Genomic DNA, 16,991 nt, shown 5'->3' with positions numbered 1-16,991 from the left:
CACCGGCTGTCCTGTGCGGCTTCGGTCCACAATGCTGGGGTACCGTCAGAAGAACTGTCTTATCAAACTCACTATGGCAGGAGGGACGGGGCGGCACCGCTCCGTATGGATGGACGTGAAGCGATACTTCCGTGGGCCGGTCATGTGGATCGTGCTGGCCGTCCTTGCCGTGGTCGTGTTGATGCAGGTCGTCGGCTCGTCCGGTGGCTACAAGACGGTGGACACCGGCCAGGTGATCCAGGCGATCAATGACAACAAGGTCGAATCAGCCAAGCTGACCACCGGCGACGAGCAGACCGTGAAGGTCCAGCTCAAGGACGGCGTAAAGGTCGAGGGCAGCTCGAAGATCCAGGCGAGCTACATCGGCGACCAGGGTGCGACCCTCGCCGGCACCTTGCAGAACAAGTACCAGGACAAGCAGATCCCGGACGGTTACACCGTCTCGCCGACGAAGCAGAACGCTTTCGTCGGGATCCTGCTCTCCCTGCTCCCCTTCGTCCTCATCGTGGTCGTCTTCCTGTTCCTGATGAATCAGATGCAGGGTGGCGGCTCCCGAGTCATGAACTTCGGGAAGTCCAAGGCGAAACTCATCACCAAGGACACCCCGAAGACGACGTTCTCGGACGTCGCGGGCTCGGACGAGGCCGTCGAGGAGCTCCACGAGATCAAGGAGTTCCTGCAGGAACCGGCGAAGTTCCAAGCCGTCGGGGCGAAGATCCCCAAGGGCGTACTGCTGTACGGCCCTCCCGGCACCGGCAAGACCCTGCTCGCGCGTGCCGTCGCGGGCGAGGCCGGCGTGCCGTTCTACTCGATCTCCGGTTCCGACTTCGTCGAGATGTTCGTCGGTGTCGGTGCCTCCCGAGTGCGTGACCTGTTCGAGCAGGCCAAGGCGAACGCTCCGGCGATCGTCTTCGTCGATGAGATCGACGCGGTCGGCCGCCATCGCGGCGCCGGCCTCGGCGGTGGTCACGACGAGCGCGAGCAGACGCTGAACCAGCTGCTCGTCGAGATGGACGGCTTCGACGTCAAGGGCGGTGTGATCCTCATCGCCGCGACGAACCGGCCGGACATCCTCGACCCGGCACTGCTGCGTCCCGGCCGCTTCGACCGCCAGATCGCGGTCGACCGTCCGGACATGCAGGGCCGTCTGGAGATCCTCAAGGTCCACCAGAAGGGCAAGCCGGTCGCGCCGGACGTCGACCTGTCGGCCGTCGCCCGCCGCACCCCCGGTTTCACCGGCGCGGACCTGGCGAACGTGCTGAACGAAGCGGCGCTCCTGACGGCGCGCAGCGACCTGAAGCTCATCGACAACCACATGCTGGACGAGGCCATCGACCGTGTTGTGGCGGGCCCGCAGAAGCGGACCCGGATCATGTCGGACAAGGAAAAGAAGATCACCGCGTACCACGAGGGCGGCCACGCCCTGGTCGCGGCGGCTTCCCCGAACTCCGATCCGGTCCACAAGATCACGATCCTCTCGAGAGGCCGTGCTCTGGGCTACACGATGGTCCTGCCGGACGAGGACAAGTACTCGACCACGCGCAACGAGATGCTGGACCAGCTGGCTTACATGCTGGGCGGCCGCGCGGCCGAGGAACTCGTCTTCCACGACCCGACCACCGGCGCTGCGAACGACATCGAGAAGGCCACCGCAACGGCCCGCGCGATGGTCACGCAGTACGGCATGACGGAGCGTCTCGGCGCCATCAAGTTCGGTGGCGACAACACCGAGCCGTTCCTGGGACGTGAGATGTCGCACCCGCGTGACTACTCGGAAGAGGTCGCCGCGCTCGTCGACGAAGAGGTCAAGAAGCTCATCGAGAACGCGCACAACGAGGCCTGGGAGATCCTGGTCGAGAACCGCGACGTGCTCGATCAGCTGGTGCTCCAGCTGCTGGAGAAGGAGACGCTGAACAAGGAGCAGATCGCCGAGATCTTCGCTCCCATCGTCAAGCGTCCCCCGCGGCCGGCCTGGACCGGCTCCTCCCGCCGCACGCCGTCCACCCGTCCGCCGGTGCTTTCCCCCAGGGAGCTCGCACTGACGAACGGCGCCAACGGCGCGACGCCGGCGATCTCCACCGCGAAGTCCACCGCGGCGGAACCCGCCCCGGTGGCCGAGCCCGCCCCCGAGGAGCGTCCGGAGAGCTGACTCCTCGGACACTTCGGGGCACGGTGACCTCACCAGGCCCGGAATGGATGCCGCGCCCCCCAGGTTCTAGCCTGGGGGGCGCGGCATTTTGCATGTCCGCAGCGAGGCGCGTGGTCCACACGCGCGACAGGCACAGGAACGAGGCACCAGATGACCGACCCCGTGACGCTGGACGGCGAGGGCTCGATCGGCGATTTCGACGAGAAGCGGGCCGAGAACGCCGTACGCGAACTGCTGATCGCGGTCGGTGAGGACCCGGACCGCGAGGGGCTTCGGGAGACGCCGGGGCGGGTGGCGCGGGCGTACCGGGAGATTTTCGCGGGGTTGTGGCAGAAGCCCGAGGACGTGCTGACGACGACGTTCGACCTGGGGCACGACGAGATGGTGCTCGTGAAGGACATCGAAGTCCTGAGCAGCTGTGAACACCACCTGGTGCCGTTCGTCGGCGTCGCCCATGTCGGGTACATCCCGTCCACCGACGGCAAGATCACGGGGCTGTCGAAGCTGGCCCGGCTGGTGGACGTGTATGCCCGCCGGCCCCAGGTGCAGGAACGACTCACCACGCAGATCGCCGACTCCCTGATGAAGATCCTCGAGCCGCGCGGGGTGATCGTCGTCGTCGAGTGCGAGCACATGTGCATGTCGATGCGGGGGGTCCGGAAGCCCGGGGCGAAGACCATAACGTCGGCGGTCCGGGGCCAGCTGCGTGACCCCGCCACCCGTAATGAGGCGATGAGCCTCATCATGGCCCGCTGAGCGGCCTCCTGATCGTCCGGCGGGTCAGGCCGCCGAAGCCGCCCCCGTGTTGTGGTCGTCGTCCTCCGGGAGCCTGCAGACGCGCTCCAGGAAGATGGCGGCCGCTATGACGGCGATGCCCGCGAGGACCGAGAAGCCGGCGTAGATGGCCTGGTCTCGGCGGGCGGGGATGTCGAGGGACTCCAGGAGGAAGACGCCGGTGCCGCCGTACATCCCGGAGACGAGGGCGGCGACCAGGGCGCTGGCCTGGCCGAAGACGACCGCGCGGGCCGCCATCAGCGGGTCGACGCCCTTGGCCTCGGGGCGGCGCTCGCGCTGGGCCTTGAGGCGGGCGCGGATCGAGAGCGCCGTGGACAGCAGGACCGCGGCGATCAGGGCGAGGACGATGGGGGCGGCCAGGGGGACGCTGGGGAGGGTCCCGACCGAGTTCCAGAGGCGGGCGCCCGCCCAGGACAGGATCCCGGCGACGGCGAAGACGCCGGCCAGCAACCTGATGCGCAGCTCTCTCACGGTGTCCCTTCAGCTCCCCGGCCGTGGTCGCGGACGGTGGTCGTGATGACCCGTCCGGTCCGGCCGTCTCGGCGGGCCGCCCCAGGGTCGTCTTGACCTTAACGGCTACTCGGGCAGCCGGAGTTCCAGGTCCTTGCGAGGTTCCACGCCCTCGCGGGTGACGGTGTCGAGGAGGGTCGCGACCGCGCCCCGGCCGGGCAACTGGGCCTCGGGCTCCACGTCGTGCCAGGGGGCGAGCACGAAGGCGCGTTCGTGGGCGCGGGGGTGGGGGAGGGTGAGGTTCGGGTCGTCGGTGACGACGTCGGCGTACGCGACGATGTCGACGTCGAGGGTGCGCGGGCCCCAGCGCTCGTCCCGGACGCGGTTGAAGGCCTCCTCGACCGCGTGCGCCCGCTCCAGCAGGGAGGACGGGGGCAGCGTCGTCTTCAGGACCACGACCGCGTTGAAATAGGACGGCTGGCTGCCGGGTTCGACGCCCCACGGCTCCGTCTCGTACACGGGGGAGACGGCCTTGATGCGGAGGCCGGGGGTGTCCTCCAGGGCGTCGATGGCTCCCTGGAGGGTCTCCAGGCGGTTGCCCAGGTTGGAGCCGAGGGCGATCACGGCGCGTTTCGGGTTCTGGAGGGTGGTGTCGGCGGCGTCGACCTTCTCGACGACGGAGGCGGGTACCGGCTGTACGGTCGGGTCGCTGTGACCCTCGGTGAAGAACGCGGTCATACTCGGCTCCGGGTGATGGTGACGGTCACGTCGTCGAAGGGGACGGTGATCGGCGCGTCCGGTTTGTGGACGGTGACCTCGACCTCCTGGACTCCTTCGTGCTTCAGACAGGCCTGGGTGATGCGCTCGGCGAGCGTCTCGATGAGGTTGACCGGCTCGCCCTGGACGACGGCCACGACCTCCTCCGCCACGATGCCGTAGTGCACGGTCTTCGCCAGGTCGTCGTCGGCGGCGGCCGGACGGGTGTCCAGGCCGAGGACGAGGTCCACGATGAAGGTCTGGCCCTCCTCGCGCTCCTTGGGGAACACGCCGTGGTGCCCGCGGGCCTTGAGGCCGCGCAGCGCGACACGATCCACGCGAATCACTCCTGCAATCGTCGGTGACGGCCGGTCCCTACCGTGTGCGGGCGGTACACCGGCCTCGAACGAATCTACCTGCGAGCACTGACAGGGCCGGGGCACGGGGCCGCGGGCCCGAGCCGGGGCCGGAGGTTTCACCTTGTGTTTCCCCCGGGGAACCCGACGGCTCACGGGCTGGTAGCCGCCCCTACCCCGGGTCCGTGATTCCAACCACTTCTTGGTCCGTGCGGGCGACGGGGACCTGTCGGCGTCCTTCCTGTGGGGCGCCTACCCGCTCAGGCGGGGGTGTCGTCGCTTTCGTCCTCGTCGTTTTCGGCCAGAACCGGGGACGCGTGGTGCGACCAGAGCTTCCAGCCGTCGGGTGTGCGGCGGAACACGTTCGTGGCGACGACCAGCTGGCCGACGAGCGGGCCGAGTTCCTCGCCGCCCTCGGGGGCGGGGCCGCCGCTGAGGATGTTCTCCGTGCAGGTCACCAGGGCGGTGTCACCGGTGATGGAAACATGCACATCTGTGAGGAAAAACTGAATATAGTCCGTATTTGCCATGATCAAGGCGTAGGACCTGAGGACGTCGCCGCGGCCGGTGAGCACAGGCCAGCCGGGGTGCACGCACGAGATCACACCGGTGTCCGCCGGATCGTGGTACTCCTCGTCGACGCCCAGGTCGGACGGGGTCAGCCACATCGAGGTCAGCTCCTCGAAGTCGCCCCGCTCCATCGCCTCGTAATAGGTGGCGTTGGCGAGTTCGACCTGCTCGACCTCGGTGTGGGGGGCGCTCACAGGGCTCCCTCTGCGCCGTTGTCCGCCGCGCGTGCGCCTTCCACGGCGCGTGCGACCCGTACCGCGTCCGCCGTCGCGCGCACCTCGTGCACGCGCACCGCCCATGCGCCGGCGTGCGCCGCGAGCGCGGAGACGGCGGCCGTCGCGGCGTCGCGCTCGCGTGCGGGCGGCGGCGCGCCCTCCGGTCCGGCGAGGACCCGGCCGAGGAACCGCTTGCGGGAGGCGGCGACCAGCAGCGGGTGGCCGAGGCCGAGGAGGCGGTCGAGGTGGGCCAGGAGGGTGAGGTCGTGTTCGGCGTCCTTGGAGAAGCCGAGGCCCGGATCGACGACGATGCGGTCGGGGGTGACGCCCCCGTCCAGAACGGCCTGCACGCGCGCGTGCAGTTCGTCGACGACTTCGGCGACGACGTCGTCGTACACCCCCCTGACGTTGCCGCCCTCCAGGAAGCCGCGCCAGTGCATGACGACGAAGGGGGCGCCCGCGGAGGCCACGGCCGGGATCATCGCGGGGTCGGCGAGGCCGCCGCTGACGTCGTTGACGAGGGCGGCGCCGGCCGCGAGGGCCCGTTCGGCGACGCAGGCGCGCATGGTGTCGACGGAGACGGTGACGCCCTCGGAGGCGAGGCCGCGGACCACGGGGATCACCCGCTTGAGCTCCTCGGCCTCGTCGACCCGGGTGGCGCCGGGGCGGGTGGACTCGCCGCCGACGTCGACCAGGTCGGCGCCCTCGGTGACCAGGTCCAGGCCGTGCTTGACGGCCGCTGTCGTGTCGAAGAAGCGGCCGCCGTCGGAGAAGGAATCGGGGGTGACGTTCACGACTCCCATGACCGCGCAGCGGCCCCATTCCGGAAGGCCCGCGACGCGTCCACGTCCGCTCTGCTTGCTCATACGTTCAGCGTAGGCCCAGGGCGGGGCCGCGAGCCCCGGGGCCCGGCCGTGGCGAGGGGCGGGCCCCCGGGGCCGTCACCGTGACCGCGGCCTGTCCGGGTGGCTGCGTCACGCCGCGCGGACGTCCCGCTCCGTGACGGCGTGGGCGCACGCGCGCGAGGGGGCCGTACGGCGTCGCAGGAAGCGCGGAAGGGGGAGGGCCAGGTTGACGAAGCCCTCCGCCTGCATGGCGGCGAAGCCGATGCGGGGCAGGTCTCCGGAGGCGCGGTAGACGACGAAGCGGGGCTCCCAGCGCGGCTGGAACTTCGCGTTGAACTTGTACAGGGACTCGATCTGGAACCAGCGGGACAGGAAGACCAGCAGCCCGCGCCAGACCCGCAGGACCGGGCCCGCGCCGATCTTCTCGCCGCGGGCCAGTGCCGAGCGGAACATCGCGAAGTTCAGGGACACGCGCGTGATGCCGAGCCTCGGTGCCGCCTGGAGTGCCGCCACGATCAGCAGTTCGTTCATGCCGGGGTCCGCCGACCGGTCGCGCCGCATCAGGTCCAGGGAGACGCCGTCCGTGCCCCACGGCACGAAGTGCAGGATCGCCATGAGGTCGCCGTACTGCCCCGGCCGGCCGTCGGCCTTGTGGGCGGTGGCGATGAGACAGTCGCCGTCGGCCGGGTCGCCGATGCGGCCGAGCGCCATGGAGAAGCCGCGCTCGGTGTCGGTGCCGCGCCAGTCCTCGGCGGCGCGGCGGATGCGGTCCAGCTCGACGTCGCCGAGGTCACGGACGCGCCGTACCCGGGTCTCGTAACCGGCGCGCTCGATGCGCTTGACCATCTGGCGCACATTGCGCATCGCACGGCCGGCCAGGGAGAAATCCGCGACGTCCACCACCGCCTCGTCGCCCAGTTCGAGGGCGTCGAGGCCGGTCTCGCGGGTCCAGACCTCGCCGCCGGTCTCGGAGCAGCCCATGACGGCGGGGGTCCAGGAGTGGGCTCTGGCCTCGTCCATGAAGCGCTCGATGGCGCCCGGCCAGGCCTCGACGTCACCGATCGGGTCGCCGCTGGCCAGCATCACGCCGGAGACGACGCGGTACGTCACCGCCGCCTTGCCGCTGGGCGAGAAGACCACGGCCTTGTCGCGGCGCAGCGCGAAGTGGCCGAGGGAGTCGCGGCCGCCGTGCTTGTCCAGGAGGGCCCGCAGCCGGGCCTCGTCCTCCGCCGTGAGGCGCGCGGCCGGGTGTTCGGGGCGGAAGGCCAGGTAGATCGTCGTGATGGCGGTGAGCAGGCCGAGGGCGCCCAGGGAGACCGCGACCGTCCAGGAGGTGTTGCCCTGGTAGTCGACCGGGCCCTCGAAGCCGAACAGGCCGTACAGGACGTGCGTGATGCGGTCGGCCAGGCTGGGGTCGCCCACCAGGTGATCGGGGTGGACGCTGACGATGACCAGTCCGAGAGCGAGGGAACCGGCGCCCATGAGGACGAAGTTGGCGAGTGCCCGCCACCGGCTGCGCGGGTCGGGCAGCGCGGAGAACTGGTCGCGGTGGCGCAGCAGGGGCGCGAGCAGCGCGAGCGAGATGAGGACTCCCACGAGCGAGTGCCGGTAGGTGAACTGCGCCATCGCTCCGGCCGGAAGCAGCACCACGGCGGCGCGCCAGGCCCGGCGCTTGGCGCGCTTGAGGCCGTGACCGAGCAGCAGCAACAGGATGCCGGCGCTGAGCGCGAGCGCGGCCGCGAACGGACCGAGCGCGCCGGGCAGCACCTCGGCGATGGTGTGCATACGGCTGTGCCTGAAGCGCGGGAAGACGCCCGCGGCGATGTCCACGAGGCCCACGAGGGCACACGCTCTGCCGACGAGGGCCGGGACGGCCTCGGGGCGCGGACCACTCAGGACGCGCCGCATCCGGTGTGATCGGGTCGGAACCTCGCCCGACATTTCCTCATCTGTCCTGACAGACATCGCATCCCGTTGTTCCGCGAGAGACCTTGGATCCGGGCCCGATTCGGGCATCCGGCGACATTGCGCCCTCTAGGACGGTGTCTCGGTGGGAGAGGTTCACTCACCTCCTCAAAACCGGTCCAAAGCCCTGGGCAAGTCCCGGGCAAGTCCTCGCGAAGGAACCCATGGGTCTCACGAGCAACAAGACGCTGCTGCTGGCGGTGCTCTGCGCCGTGCTGCTCTTCGTCGGCACGGTGTGGCTGTGGCCGCGGCTGGCACGGCGGAACCTGCGGGCCGTGGGAGGACGCGTCGGCCTGCTGCTCGCCATCCAGTTGGCACTCTTCGTGTCCGTCGGCCTCGCCGCCAACCAGGCTTTCGGTTTCTACGCCTCCTGGGCTGACCTGTTCGGGCGGGAGACCGACCAGGGCGTGGTGGTCGACCACACCGAGGGTCTCCGTTCGGGCGGCCCTCTCCGGGTGGTCGACACGCAGCGGGTGAAGGAGACGGGCGGTCTGAGGCCGCAGGTCGGCGGGCAGATCCAGAAGGTCGCCATTGTGGGCCGTACGACCCGTATCGCCACGCCCGCGTACGTGTATCTGCCGCCGGAGTACTTCCAGCCGCAGTACCGAACGCGAACGTTTCCCGCGGCCGTCGTCCTCACCGGTTATCCGGGTACCGCTCAGGCGCTCGTGGACAAACTCCGCTATCCGCGCACGGCATGGAAGCTCGCCGAGAACGGACGTATGCAGCCGATGATCCTGGTGATGCTGCGGCCGACGGTGGCGCCGCCGCGGGACACGGAGTGCGTGGACATCCCCGGCGGTCCGCAGACCGAGTCGTTCTTCGCAAGGGATCTGCCCGACGCCGTACTCGCCCACTACAGGGTGGGCGAAAAGCCGGGCAGCTGGGGCATCATCGGCGACTCCACGGGCGGCTACTGCGCGCTGAAGCTCGCCATGCACCACCCCGAGGTGTACGCCGCCGGGGCGGGGCTGTCCGCGTACTACAACGCGCCGAGCGACCCGACCACGGGCGACCTCTTCCACGGCGACAGGGAACTGCGCGACCGGGCCAACCTCTGGTGGTACCTCAAGCACAGGCCCGCGCCCGACACTTCACTGCTCGTCACCAGCAGCAAGGCCGGCGAGGCCAACTACAAGGACACGTTGAAGTTCATAGAGCGGGTGAAGAACACCGGGCGGACACGGATCTCGTCGATCATCCTCGAAAGCGGCGGGCACAACTTCAACACCTGGCGTCGGGAGATTCCCGCGACGCTGCAGTGGATCGGCGGGCGGCTGGGCGACCACTGAAAACGATCTTGCAGTTCTCGCCGTTCCGGTCGGCCGCGCGTGGTGCCTCTTGCCAATCCTGCCGAATTCGATGCGGATCTGTTTCCTGATGACCTGTGAAGTCTTCGGGATGGCGGTGTTTTTACGGCCCGGGGCACCATCATTCGCCTACGCGCGGTAAGTTTCTGGCCATGCCACGTGGACGTCACCGCCATTCCCCGCCTTTGCACAGGATCCTGCCCCCGTCGGCGATCGCAGGAGTCTCTCTGGTCTGCGCTCTCGGCCCCTGGGTGTTCACGGAACAGACAGTGCTCCGTGGGCTGGCCGCGGCCGCCGCGGTGACGGCGGTCGTCGGTGCGGTCGTCATGCGTCACTGGGACACCCAGGCGGGCAAGCAGGTCGCCGACCTCACGCGCGCGCGTGCGAGCGACGAGTGGCGCTACGAGGAGCGGGTCGCCGAACTGGAGACCGACCTCGACGAGTCGCGCGAGCTGCGCGTCAAGCTGGAGCAGCGGCTGCGGGCCAAGCGCGCCGAACTCGCGGGCCTGCGCAACGAACACGCGGCGCTGCTGCGGCGGTACGCCACGGCGGAGACCGAGCGGGCCAGCGCCCTTGAGGGCCGTCGTCTGCTGGAGATAGAGGCGTCGGGTCCGGCCCGTGAGCTGCTGCCGGCGCCGGCCGCGCCCGTGGCGGAGGCGGGGGCTGTGGCTGCCCCGGCCGATCCGGAAGTCGACGAGACTTCCGAGGCGGAAGAAACCGAAGAGACTGCCGCGGCAGTACCGGCGGCGGAAGACGAACCGGAGGCTCCGGCGATCTTCTCGCCGGAGGGTTCCAAGCTGTTCCTGCGGGCACAGGGAGCGCTGGCGCGCTTCGGCGACGACGGCGACGGCACGGTGAAGGCCGAGCCGAAGAACGAGTCCAAGTCCGAGGCGAAGAACGACTCCAAGGGCGTGAACAAGGCCGGCCCCAAGGACGCCAAGAAGGGCGAGCCGGTGAAGGTCGCTTCGGCCGAGGCGCCGGCGGCCGGTGCCGCCGGCGGCACCGAGGCGGAGGCCGCGCAGGAGGACGAGGCGCAGGGGAAGCCCGAGGCGGTCGACGGGCATTCGCGCGCGGCCGCCGTCACCACGGCCAAGACCGCCCAGCCGGGCCGGCAGTCCTCCGGACACTTCGTCGCCCCGACGGCGGTGGCGGTCGTGCCGACGACGCCCGCGCGGCGTCCGCTGGTCGAGGGCGGCTTCGACTTCTTCGGTGCGCAGAAGGGCGCGGCCCCGGCCGCGCTGGCGGCCGTCCAGAACGAGGACCTCGCCGACGTCGTCGGCCAGGAGGCCCTCGCGCTCCACAAGGCCGAGGCCGAGGCGGAGTTCAAGCCGGCGGACGAGGAGTCCCGTGGCGTGGGCCAGGTCATCGACCTGACGGCCCACGACGAGACCGAGCAGATCGACGTGCAGGGGCTGCGGAGCGCGGTTTCGTAACGCGGTTTCGTAACGACGGGGCCGGCCAGGAGCCCGCGGCTAGGGCGCCATCCACCTGTCCGGCCGCGCCTCGCTCCGCCCCGTCCGTGACCTCTCCGCCTGCCCCCGCAGCAGTTCGGCGGCCTCCTGAGCATCCCTCAGCCGCGCTGTCACGGTCTTGTTGGCCCCGGTGTCCACGTGGACGTCGGCGACGCGCCAGACGCGCGCCCAGGGCCCCTGCGCGAGCCGTACGCTCTGCACCTTCGCGTGCGGAACCAGCGACAGGCTCCGCCGCAGCAGTCCGCGCCGGGCCACGAACACGGCGTCGGTGACGGCGAGTCCGTAGCCCCGCCACCACAGCGGCACGCAGCGCGCGGCCCGCCGGGGCGGCCGGGACAGCGCCGACAGCGGCGGCACGGTCACCCCGGGCAGCACGCGCGCGACGACCGTCTCGGCGACCTCCCGCGGAGCGACCGGCACCAGCACGGAGTTGGACGACCCGGCCACGTCCAGCTCCACCCGCACCCAGCCGCGCCGCCGCCACAGCAGCGGCTCCACGATCCGTACGGTCTGCACACGCCCCGGCGGCACCGTCTCGTGCGTACGGTCCAGCAGCCCGTGGTCGATCCGCAGCCCGTCCGGCGACTCGCCCACCGTCCAGTCGTACTCGGTGACGAACCGCCCCACGCTGCTCGCGCCCGCCGCGCCGAGCAGCGGCAGCGCGGTGGCGAGGACCGTCCACACGCTGTGGGTGGCCAGCCACAGCACCGTCGGTACGACGAGGGCGGCGACCAGGGTGCCCCAGGTCGCGCCGGTCAGCACCAGCGAGACGGCGAGGACGCCGGGCGGCACGCGCAGCAGCTCGCGGGAGGGCGCCTCGCCGACCTCGTGCGCCGTCTCGGGCGCGAAACCGGCGGCGCGCGCGAGGAGTTCGGCGCGCAGCGCGCGTGCCTCGCCCTCGCCCAGGAAGGCGAGTTCGTCCTTCTTGTCCGCGCCCACGACGTCGAGTTTGAGTTTCGCGACTCCCGCGACCCGCGCGAGCAGCGGCTGGGTGACGTCGACGGCCTGGATCCGTTCGAGCCGGATGTGCGCGGCACGCCGGAACAGCAGGCCGGTACGGATGCGCAGTTCGGTGTCCGTCACCGCGAAGTGGGTGAACCACCAGGTCAGGAAGCCGTAGAGAGCGGCGGCCGGGACGAACACGGCGAGAGCGATCAGCAGCGTGGTCGTGGTCAGTCTGGTCAGCTGCTGCTGCGCCTGGTTGGGGTCGTGCACCGCCCACCCGATGATCACGGCGATCGGCGCCCACGCGCGCCTGAGCGGCGTCACGGGGTGCAGCCGCCGCTCGGTGACGGGTGGCTTCTCGCGTATGGCGTCGTCCACGCCCGGTGCCGTCACAGGCCGGCCGATCGGGCCTCGCCGAGCTCGGTGAGCCGGTCGCGCAGCCGTTCCGCCTCGTCCGGGTCGAGGCCCGGGATGGTCGCGTCGGTCGCCGCCGCAGCGGTGTGCAGCTGCACGCTGGCCAGCCCGAAGTGGCGTTCGACGGGCCCGGAGGCGACCTCGACCAGCTGCATCCGTCCGTACGGCACGACGGTCTCCTCCTGCCACAGGACGCCCCGGCTGATCAGCAGGTCGTCGGCGCGCTCGGCGTAGCGCCAGGAACGCCAGTTGTGGCCGAGCATCACCCAGCCCCACGCCATCAGGGCCAACGGCAGCAGCGCGAAGGCGGCCCAGGCCAGGCCCACGACCAGGCCCAGCAGAAGTCCGAGCCCCACCGTCAGCAGCCCGAGCCACACCACCAGCAGCAATCGCCGCATTCGCAGCAGCCCCGGCGGGAGCCCGGTCCACACCGGCTCGTCCCGCGTGGTCCCCGTGTCGGCCGTGCTCCCCGTCTCCATACCGCCAGCGTACGTAGGAGAGACTGTGTGCATGACTCCTACGACGGAGACCATGGTCGGCATCGGCGGCGCCGCGGAGAGCACCGACATGGTGCTCAACATCGGGCCCCAGCACCCGTCCACTCACGGTGTACTGCGCCTCAGGCTTGTCCTGGACGGCGAGCGCATCATGCGCGCGGACCCGGTGATCGGCTATATGCACCGGGGCGCGGAGAAGCTCTTCGAGGCGCGCGACTACCGCCAGATCATCATGCTCGCCAACCGCCACGACTGGCTGTCGGCCTTCTCGAACGAGCTGGGCGTCGTCCTCGGGGTGGAGCGCATGCTCGGCATGGAGGTCCCCGAGCGCGCGGTGTGGACGCGCACGCTCCTCGCGGAGCTGAACCGGGTGCTGAACCACCTGATGTTCCTCGGTTCCTACCCCTTGGAGCTCGGCGGGATCACCCCGGTCTTCTACGCGTTCCGCGAGCGCGAGGTGCTGCAGAACGTCATGGAGGAGGTCTCCGGCGGGCGTATGCACTACATGTTCAACCGCGTCGGCGGCCTCAAGGAGGACCTGCCGGCCGGATGGGCCGCACGCGCGCGGGGGGCCGTCGCCGCCGTGCGCTCCCGCATGGACCGCTTCGACGACCTGGTGCTCGGCAACGAGATCTTCCGGGGGCGCACGCGGGGCGTGGGCATCCTCGCGCCGGAGGCCGTGCACGCGTACGGCGTGAGCGGGCCGATCGCGCGCGCCTCGGGCGTCGACTTCGACCTGCGCCGCGACGAGCCGTACCTGGCCTACGGCGAGCTGCAGGACACCCTGAAGGTGGTGACCCGGAAAGAGGGCGACTGTCTCGCCCGCTTCGAGGTCCTCCTGGAGCAGACGCACAACGCCCTCGACCTCGCGGACGCCTGCCTGGACCGGCTCGCCGGCCTGCCGCCCGGGCCGATCAACCAGCGGCTCCCCAAGGTCCTGAAGGCGCCCGAAGGCCACACCTACGCGTGGACCGAGAACCCGCTCGGCATCAACGGCTACTACCTCGTCAGCAAGGGCGACAAGACCCCGTACCGGCTGAAGCTGCGCTCCGCCTCGTACAACAACATCCAGGCGCTCGTGGAGCTGCTGCCGGGCACGCTGGTCGCGGACATGGTGGCGATCCTGGGGTCACTGTTCTTCGTGGTCGGGGACATCGACAAGTAGGCCGCCGAGGGGCGCGGCCAGGGCTCCTGCCGGCTCGAGTCCGACCGGCTGGAGCAGCCACCCGAAGTCGCCGAGCCCGCCCGACGCCGTGAGCTCGGTGGCCTCTGAGGCGCTCGCGAGGGCGCGCACGTAGGCCGCGGGCTGCGTGGAGGCGAGCGCGAGCGGGGGGCGTGCGCCGGAGAGGTCCAGGGCGCGCAAGGCGTCGCGCTGGGTCAGGACGCGCCCTCCCGGGAGCGCGCACGCGTCCAGGGCGACGTGCGCGGTGATGTCGCACGACCCGTCCGGCACGGGCGCCGTCTCGCGTCCCTCGCGGAATCCGGTGAGCGTCCCGAACAGGGGGCGCGCGCGTGCGGTGTGCGCGTAGTCCACCGCCACCACGAGCCCCCGGTCGACGGTCGCGACCGCCGACGCCCACGCCTCGTCCCGGGGCAGACCGATCTCCGCCCGCAGCCCCTCCTCGGCCGGCAGCGGCCACCAGCGCGCGAGCCACTCCGCCTCCGCACCGGAAACCGGCTCCCCGAGGCGCTCGCGCCCGTCCCGACGTACGAGCACCAGCCGGGGTACGCCCGCGGAGTCCACCTCGGCGATCTCCACCGGCACGTTGTCCAGCCACTCGTTGGCGAACAGCAGCCCGGTGACGCCCTTCGGGGGGTCGGCCAGCCACTCGATCCGGTGATCGAGACCTTTGGGGCGGTCTGCGACCTCGACGGCGTACCCGCGCGCGCGGGAGGCCACGTCCGCGGGCAGGGCCGCCAGTACACCGGCGGCCAGCTCGCCCCGCCCCGCGGCCATGTCGACGAAGTCCAGCGTCTCGGGCCGCCCCAGAGACTCGTCGACCCGGCACAGCAGCCTGGCCACGGCCTGCGCGAACAGCGGCGACGCGTGCACGGACGTACGGAAGTGCGCGCCCGGCCCCTCGGGCCTTCGATAGAAGCCGTCCGGCCCGTACAGGGCGGCCTCCGAGGCCGCTCGCCAGCCGCGCCACTCGCCCACTGTCCCTTGCGTCACGCCGTCAGGTTAGGCGTACAGGGGAACGGAGCCTCCACCTTGCGGAGTATGCGCGGGGCGTACGGATCGGTCCTCCGGTTGACCCCTGCACGCATCTCGCTTCCCTACGCTGGGTTACGTGCAGCGCCTCTATGACTTCCTCCGCAGGCACCCGACGTGGGTCGACAGCTTCTGGGCCGTCTTCCTGTTCGGGATCTCGGTGGTGGGCGAAACCGCCCGTCAGGAGGCGCGGGGCACCGACGCCCCGGCGGTGGTCGTCCCGATCGTTCTCCTGTTGTGCCTGGTCATCGCACTGCGCCGGCGTATGCCGGAGAAGATGCTGGTGCTGGCCGTGGTGCTCGGAGTGGCGCAGCTCGCGCTGAACGTGGAGACGACGGCCGCCGACTTCGCCTTCCTGGTGATCGCCTACACCGTGGCCGCGACGGGCGCGCGCTGGGCCTCCCGGCTCGCGCTGGCCGTAGGCCTGTGCGCCGCCCCCCTGGCGCAACTGCGCTGGTGGAACGACGACACGGGCACGCTGGGCAACCTCGCGCAAATGATCTTCCTGACGGTGCCGTTCGTGCTGGCCTGGGTGCTGGGCGACTCGATCCGCACCCGCCGCGCCTACTTCGCACAGCTGGAGGAGCGCAACGCGCGCCTGGAGAAGGAGCGCGAGGCTCAGGCCAAGGTCGCGGTCGCCGCCGAGCGCGCCCGGATCGCGCGCGAACTGCACGACGTGGTCGCGCACAACGTGTCGGTGATGGTGGTGCAGGCCGACGGCGCCGCCTACGTCCTCGACGCCGCCCCCGACCAGGCCAAGAAGGCCCTGGAGACGATCTCCTCCACCGGCCGCCAGGCCCTCGCCGAGATGCGCCGCCTGCTGGGCGTGCTGCGCACCGGAGAGCACCAGGAGGGCGGCGAGTACGTCCCGCAGCCCGACGTCGAGCAGATCGACGACCTCGTCGAGCAGTGCCGGGGGTCGGGCCTGCCCGTCGACTTCAAGATCGAGGGCACCCCGCGGCCCCTGCCCAGCGGCGTCGAGCTCACCGCGTACCGCATCGTGCAGGAGGCGCTCACCAACACCCGCAAGCACGGCGGGCCGAACGCGGGCGCCAGCGTGCGCTTGGTCTACTTCGACGACGGCCTCGGCCTGCTCGTCGAGGACGACGGCAAGGGCGCACCGCACGAGCTGTACGAGGAGGGCGGCGCCGACGGCGCCGGCCACGGCCTGATCGGCATGCGCGAACGGGTCGGCATGGTGGGCGGCACCCTGGACGCGGGCCCGCGCCCGGGCGGAGGATTCCGCATCAGCGCCCTGCTCCCGCTCAAACCGGCGCACTGACGCCGACCTATGTCCTTCATTGACACCTGTAACGACCCGTGCAAGGCCCCCTGTAACCCCCTGAAGACCTTTAAAGAGAGGCCCCGATGACGATCCGCGTGATGCTCGTCGACGACCAGGTGCTGTTGCGCACCGGGTTCCGGATGGTGCTCGCCGCCCAGCCGGACATGGAGGTCGTCGCTGAAGCGGGCGACGGCGTCGAGGCCCTGGAGGTGCTGCGCTCGACCGCCGTCGACGTGGTGCTGATGGACGTCCGCATGCCGAAGCTCGACGGCGTGGAGACCACCCGCCGCATCTGCATGGAGGCCGACCCGCCGAAGGTCCTGATCCTGACCACCTTCGACCTCGACGAGTACGCCTTCTCCGGGCTGAAGGCCGGCGCCTCCGGCTTCATGCTCAAGGACGTGCCGCCCGGCGAGCTGCTGGCCGCCATCCGCGCGGTGCACAGCGGCGACGCGGTGGTGGCCCCCTCGACCACGCGCCGTCTGCTCGACCGCTTCGCGCCCATGCTGCCGAGCGCCGGCAAGGAGCCCCAGTTCAAGGCGCTGGAGCGGCTCACCGACCGCGAGCGCGAGGTCATGGTGCTGGTCGCGCAGGGGCTGTCCAACGGTGAGATCGCGGCCCGGCTGGTGCTGTCCGAGGCGACCGTGAAGACCCATGTGGGCCGCATCCTGACCAAGCTGGGGCTGCGGGACCGGGTGCAGGTGGTGGTCCTGGCGTACGAGACGGGGCTGGTGCGGGCGGGCGGGCACGGCTGA

The 16,991-nt window shown here is 70.8% G+C and carries 16 protein-coding genes; 7 read left to right on the top strand and 9 right to left on the bottom strand.

The features are described 5' to 3' along the window. Positions 1-109 precede the first annotated feature (109 nt). Together ftsH and folE are read left to right on the top strand one after the other, a co-directional pair. The gene (gene ftsH / locus OG252_RS23360) at positions 110-2,149 is read left to right on the top strand and encodes an ATP-dependent zinc metalloprotease FtsH (RefSeq protein ID WP_266435783.1); all 2,040 of its coding nucleotides are present in this window, start codon (positions 110-112) and stop codon (positions 2,147-2,149) included. Positions 2,150-2,299: 150 nt separating this feature from the next. Further along, positions 2,300-2,905 (top strand): GTP cyclohydrolase I FolE, encoded by a 606-nt coding sequence (folE, locus tag OG252_RS23355; RefSeq protein ID WP_266435780.1) that lies wholly within the window; start codon positions 2,300-2,302, stop codon positions 2,903-2,905. Between the two features lie 24 nt (positions 2,906-2,929). Here the strand turns inward: folE and OG252_RS23350 are convergent, their stop codons facing one another. The 6 genes from OG252_RS23350 to OG252_RS23325 form a co-directional block, all read right to left on the bottom strand. Beyond that, on the bottom strand, positions 2,930-3,415 hold the full coding sequence (locus OG252_RS23350) for a DUF3180 domain-containing protein (protein WP_266435778.1): 486 nt from the start codon (positions 3,413-3,415) through the stop codon (positions 2,930-2,932). Between the two features lie 105 nt (positions 3,416-3,520). Further along, positions 3,521-4,132 carry a 2-amino-4-hydroxy-6-hydroxymethyldihydropteridine diphosphokinase gene (gene folK, locus OG252_RS23345; RefSeq protein ID WP_266435777.1) on the bottom strand — a complete coding sequence of 204 codons (612 nt, stop codon included), beginning with the start codon at positions 4,130-4,132 and terminating at the stop codon, positions 3,521-3,523. Further along, positions 4,129-4,488, bottom strand: coding sequence for a dihydroneopterin aldolase (gene folB, locus OG252_RS23340; RefSeq protein ID WP_266435775.1), 360 nt, complete (start codon positions 4,486-4,488; stop codon positions 4,129-4,131). Before folB ends, folK begins: the two co-directional genes overlap by 4 nt. Before the next feature lie 278 nt (positions 4,489-4,766). Then, positions 4,767-5,270, bottom strand: coding sequence for a nuclear transport factor 2 family protein (locus OG252_RS23335; protein WP_266435774.1), 504 nt, complete (start codon positions 5,268-5,270; stop codon positions 4,767-4,769). Next, entirely contained in the window at positions 5,267-6,157 is an 891-nt protein-coding gene (gene folP / locus OG252_RS23330; protein WP_329338407.1) for a dihydropteroate synthase, read from the bottom strand. The genes OG252_RS23335 and folP overlap by 4 nt, the downstream gene beginning before the upstream one ends. 108 nt (positions 6,158-6,265) lie before the next feature. Further along, positions 6,266-8,077: a phosphatidylglycerol lysyltransferase domain-containing protein gene (locus tag OG252_RS23325; protein ID WP_329338405.1), complete on the bottom strand. Its 1,812-nt coding sequence runs from the start codon at positions 8,075-8,077 to the stop codon at positions 6,266-6,268. Between the two features lie 188 nt (positions 8,078-8,265). On the opposite strand from OG252_RS23325, the gene OG252_RS23320 reads away from it, so the two are divergent. Further along, entirely contained in the window at positions 8,266-9,393 is a 1,128-nt protein-coding gene (locus tag OG252_RS23320) for an alpha/beta hydrolase (protein ID WP_266435769.1), read from the top strand. 170 nt (positions 9,394-9,563) lie between these two features. Beyond that, positions 9,564-10,844, top strand: coding sequence for a hypothetical protein (locus tag OG252_RS23315; RefSeq protein WP_329338402.1), 1,281 nt, complete (start codon positions 9,564-9,566; stop codon positions 10,842-10,844). A gap of 39 nt (positions 10,845-10,883) precedes the next feature. Here the strand turns inward: OG252_RS23315 and OG252_RS23310 are convergent, their stop codons facing one another. Further along, positions 10,884-12,221 (bottom strand): PH domain-containing protein, encoded by a 1,338-nt coding sequence (locus OG252_RS23310; protein ID WP_329338400.1) that lies wholly within the window; start codon positions 12,219-12,221, stop codon positions 10,884-10,886. Beyond that, a complete protein-coding gene (locus tag OG252_RS23305; protein ID WP_329338398.1) occupies positions 12,218-12,721 on the bottom strand; it encodes a PH domain-containing protein in 504 nt (167 codons plus the stop codon). Before OG252_RS23305 ends, OG252_RS23310 begins: the two co-directional genes overlap by 4 nt. Before the next feature lie 31 nt (positions 12,722-12,752). Here OG252_RS23305 and OG252_RS23300 point away from each other — a divergent pair, with 31 nt between their 5' ends. Then, positions 12,753-13,904, top strand: a complete 1,152-nt coding sequence (locus OG252_RS23300) for an NADH-quinone oxidoreductase subunit D (protein ID WP_266435761.1) — start codon at positions 12,753-12,755, stop codon at positions 13,902-13,904. Here the strand turns inward: OG252_RS23300 and OG252_RS23295 are convergent. Then, the gene (locus tag OG252_RS23295; protein ID WP_329338395.1) at positions 13,869-14,912 is read right to left on the bottom strand and encodes an SAM-dependent methyltransferase; all 1,044 of its coding nucleotides are present in this window, start codon (positions 14,910-14,912) and stop codon (positions 13,869-13,871) included. The genes OG252_RS23300 and OG252_RS23295 overlap by 36 nt on opposite strands. A gap of 118 nt (positions 14,913-15,030) precedes the next feature. Between OG252_RS23295 and OG252_RS23290 the strand changes: the two genes are divergently transcribed. Both OG252_RS23290 and OG252_RS23285 read left to right on the top strand, forming a co-directional pair. Continuing rightward, entirely contained in the window at positions 15,031-16,233 is a 1,203-nt protein-coding gene (locus OG252_RS23290; protein ID WP_266435757.1) for a sensor histidine kinase, read from the top strand. 86 nt (positions 16,234-16,319) lie between these two features. Then, positions 16,320-16,991 (top strand): response regulator, encoded by a 672-nt coding sequence (locus tag OG252_RS23285; RefSeq protein WP_266435755.1) that lies wholly within the window; start codon positions 16,320-16,322, stop codon positions 16,989-16,991.

Origin of the sequence: Streptomyces sp. NBC_01352 (genome assembly GCF_036237295.1) — a bacterium.
GTDB lineage: Bacteria > Actinomycetota > Actinomycetes > Streptomycetales > Streptomycetaceae > Streptomyces > Streptomyces plumbiresistens.
The sequence above is the reverse complement of the archived record's forward strand: the minus strand, read 5'-3'. Positions and strand labels throughout refer to the sequence as shown.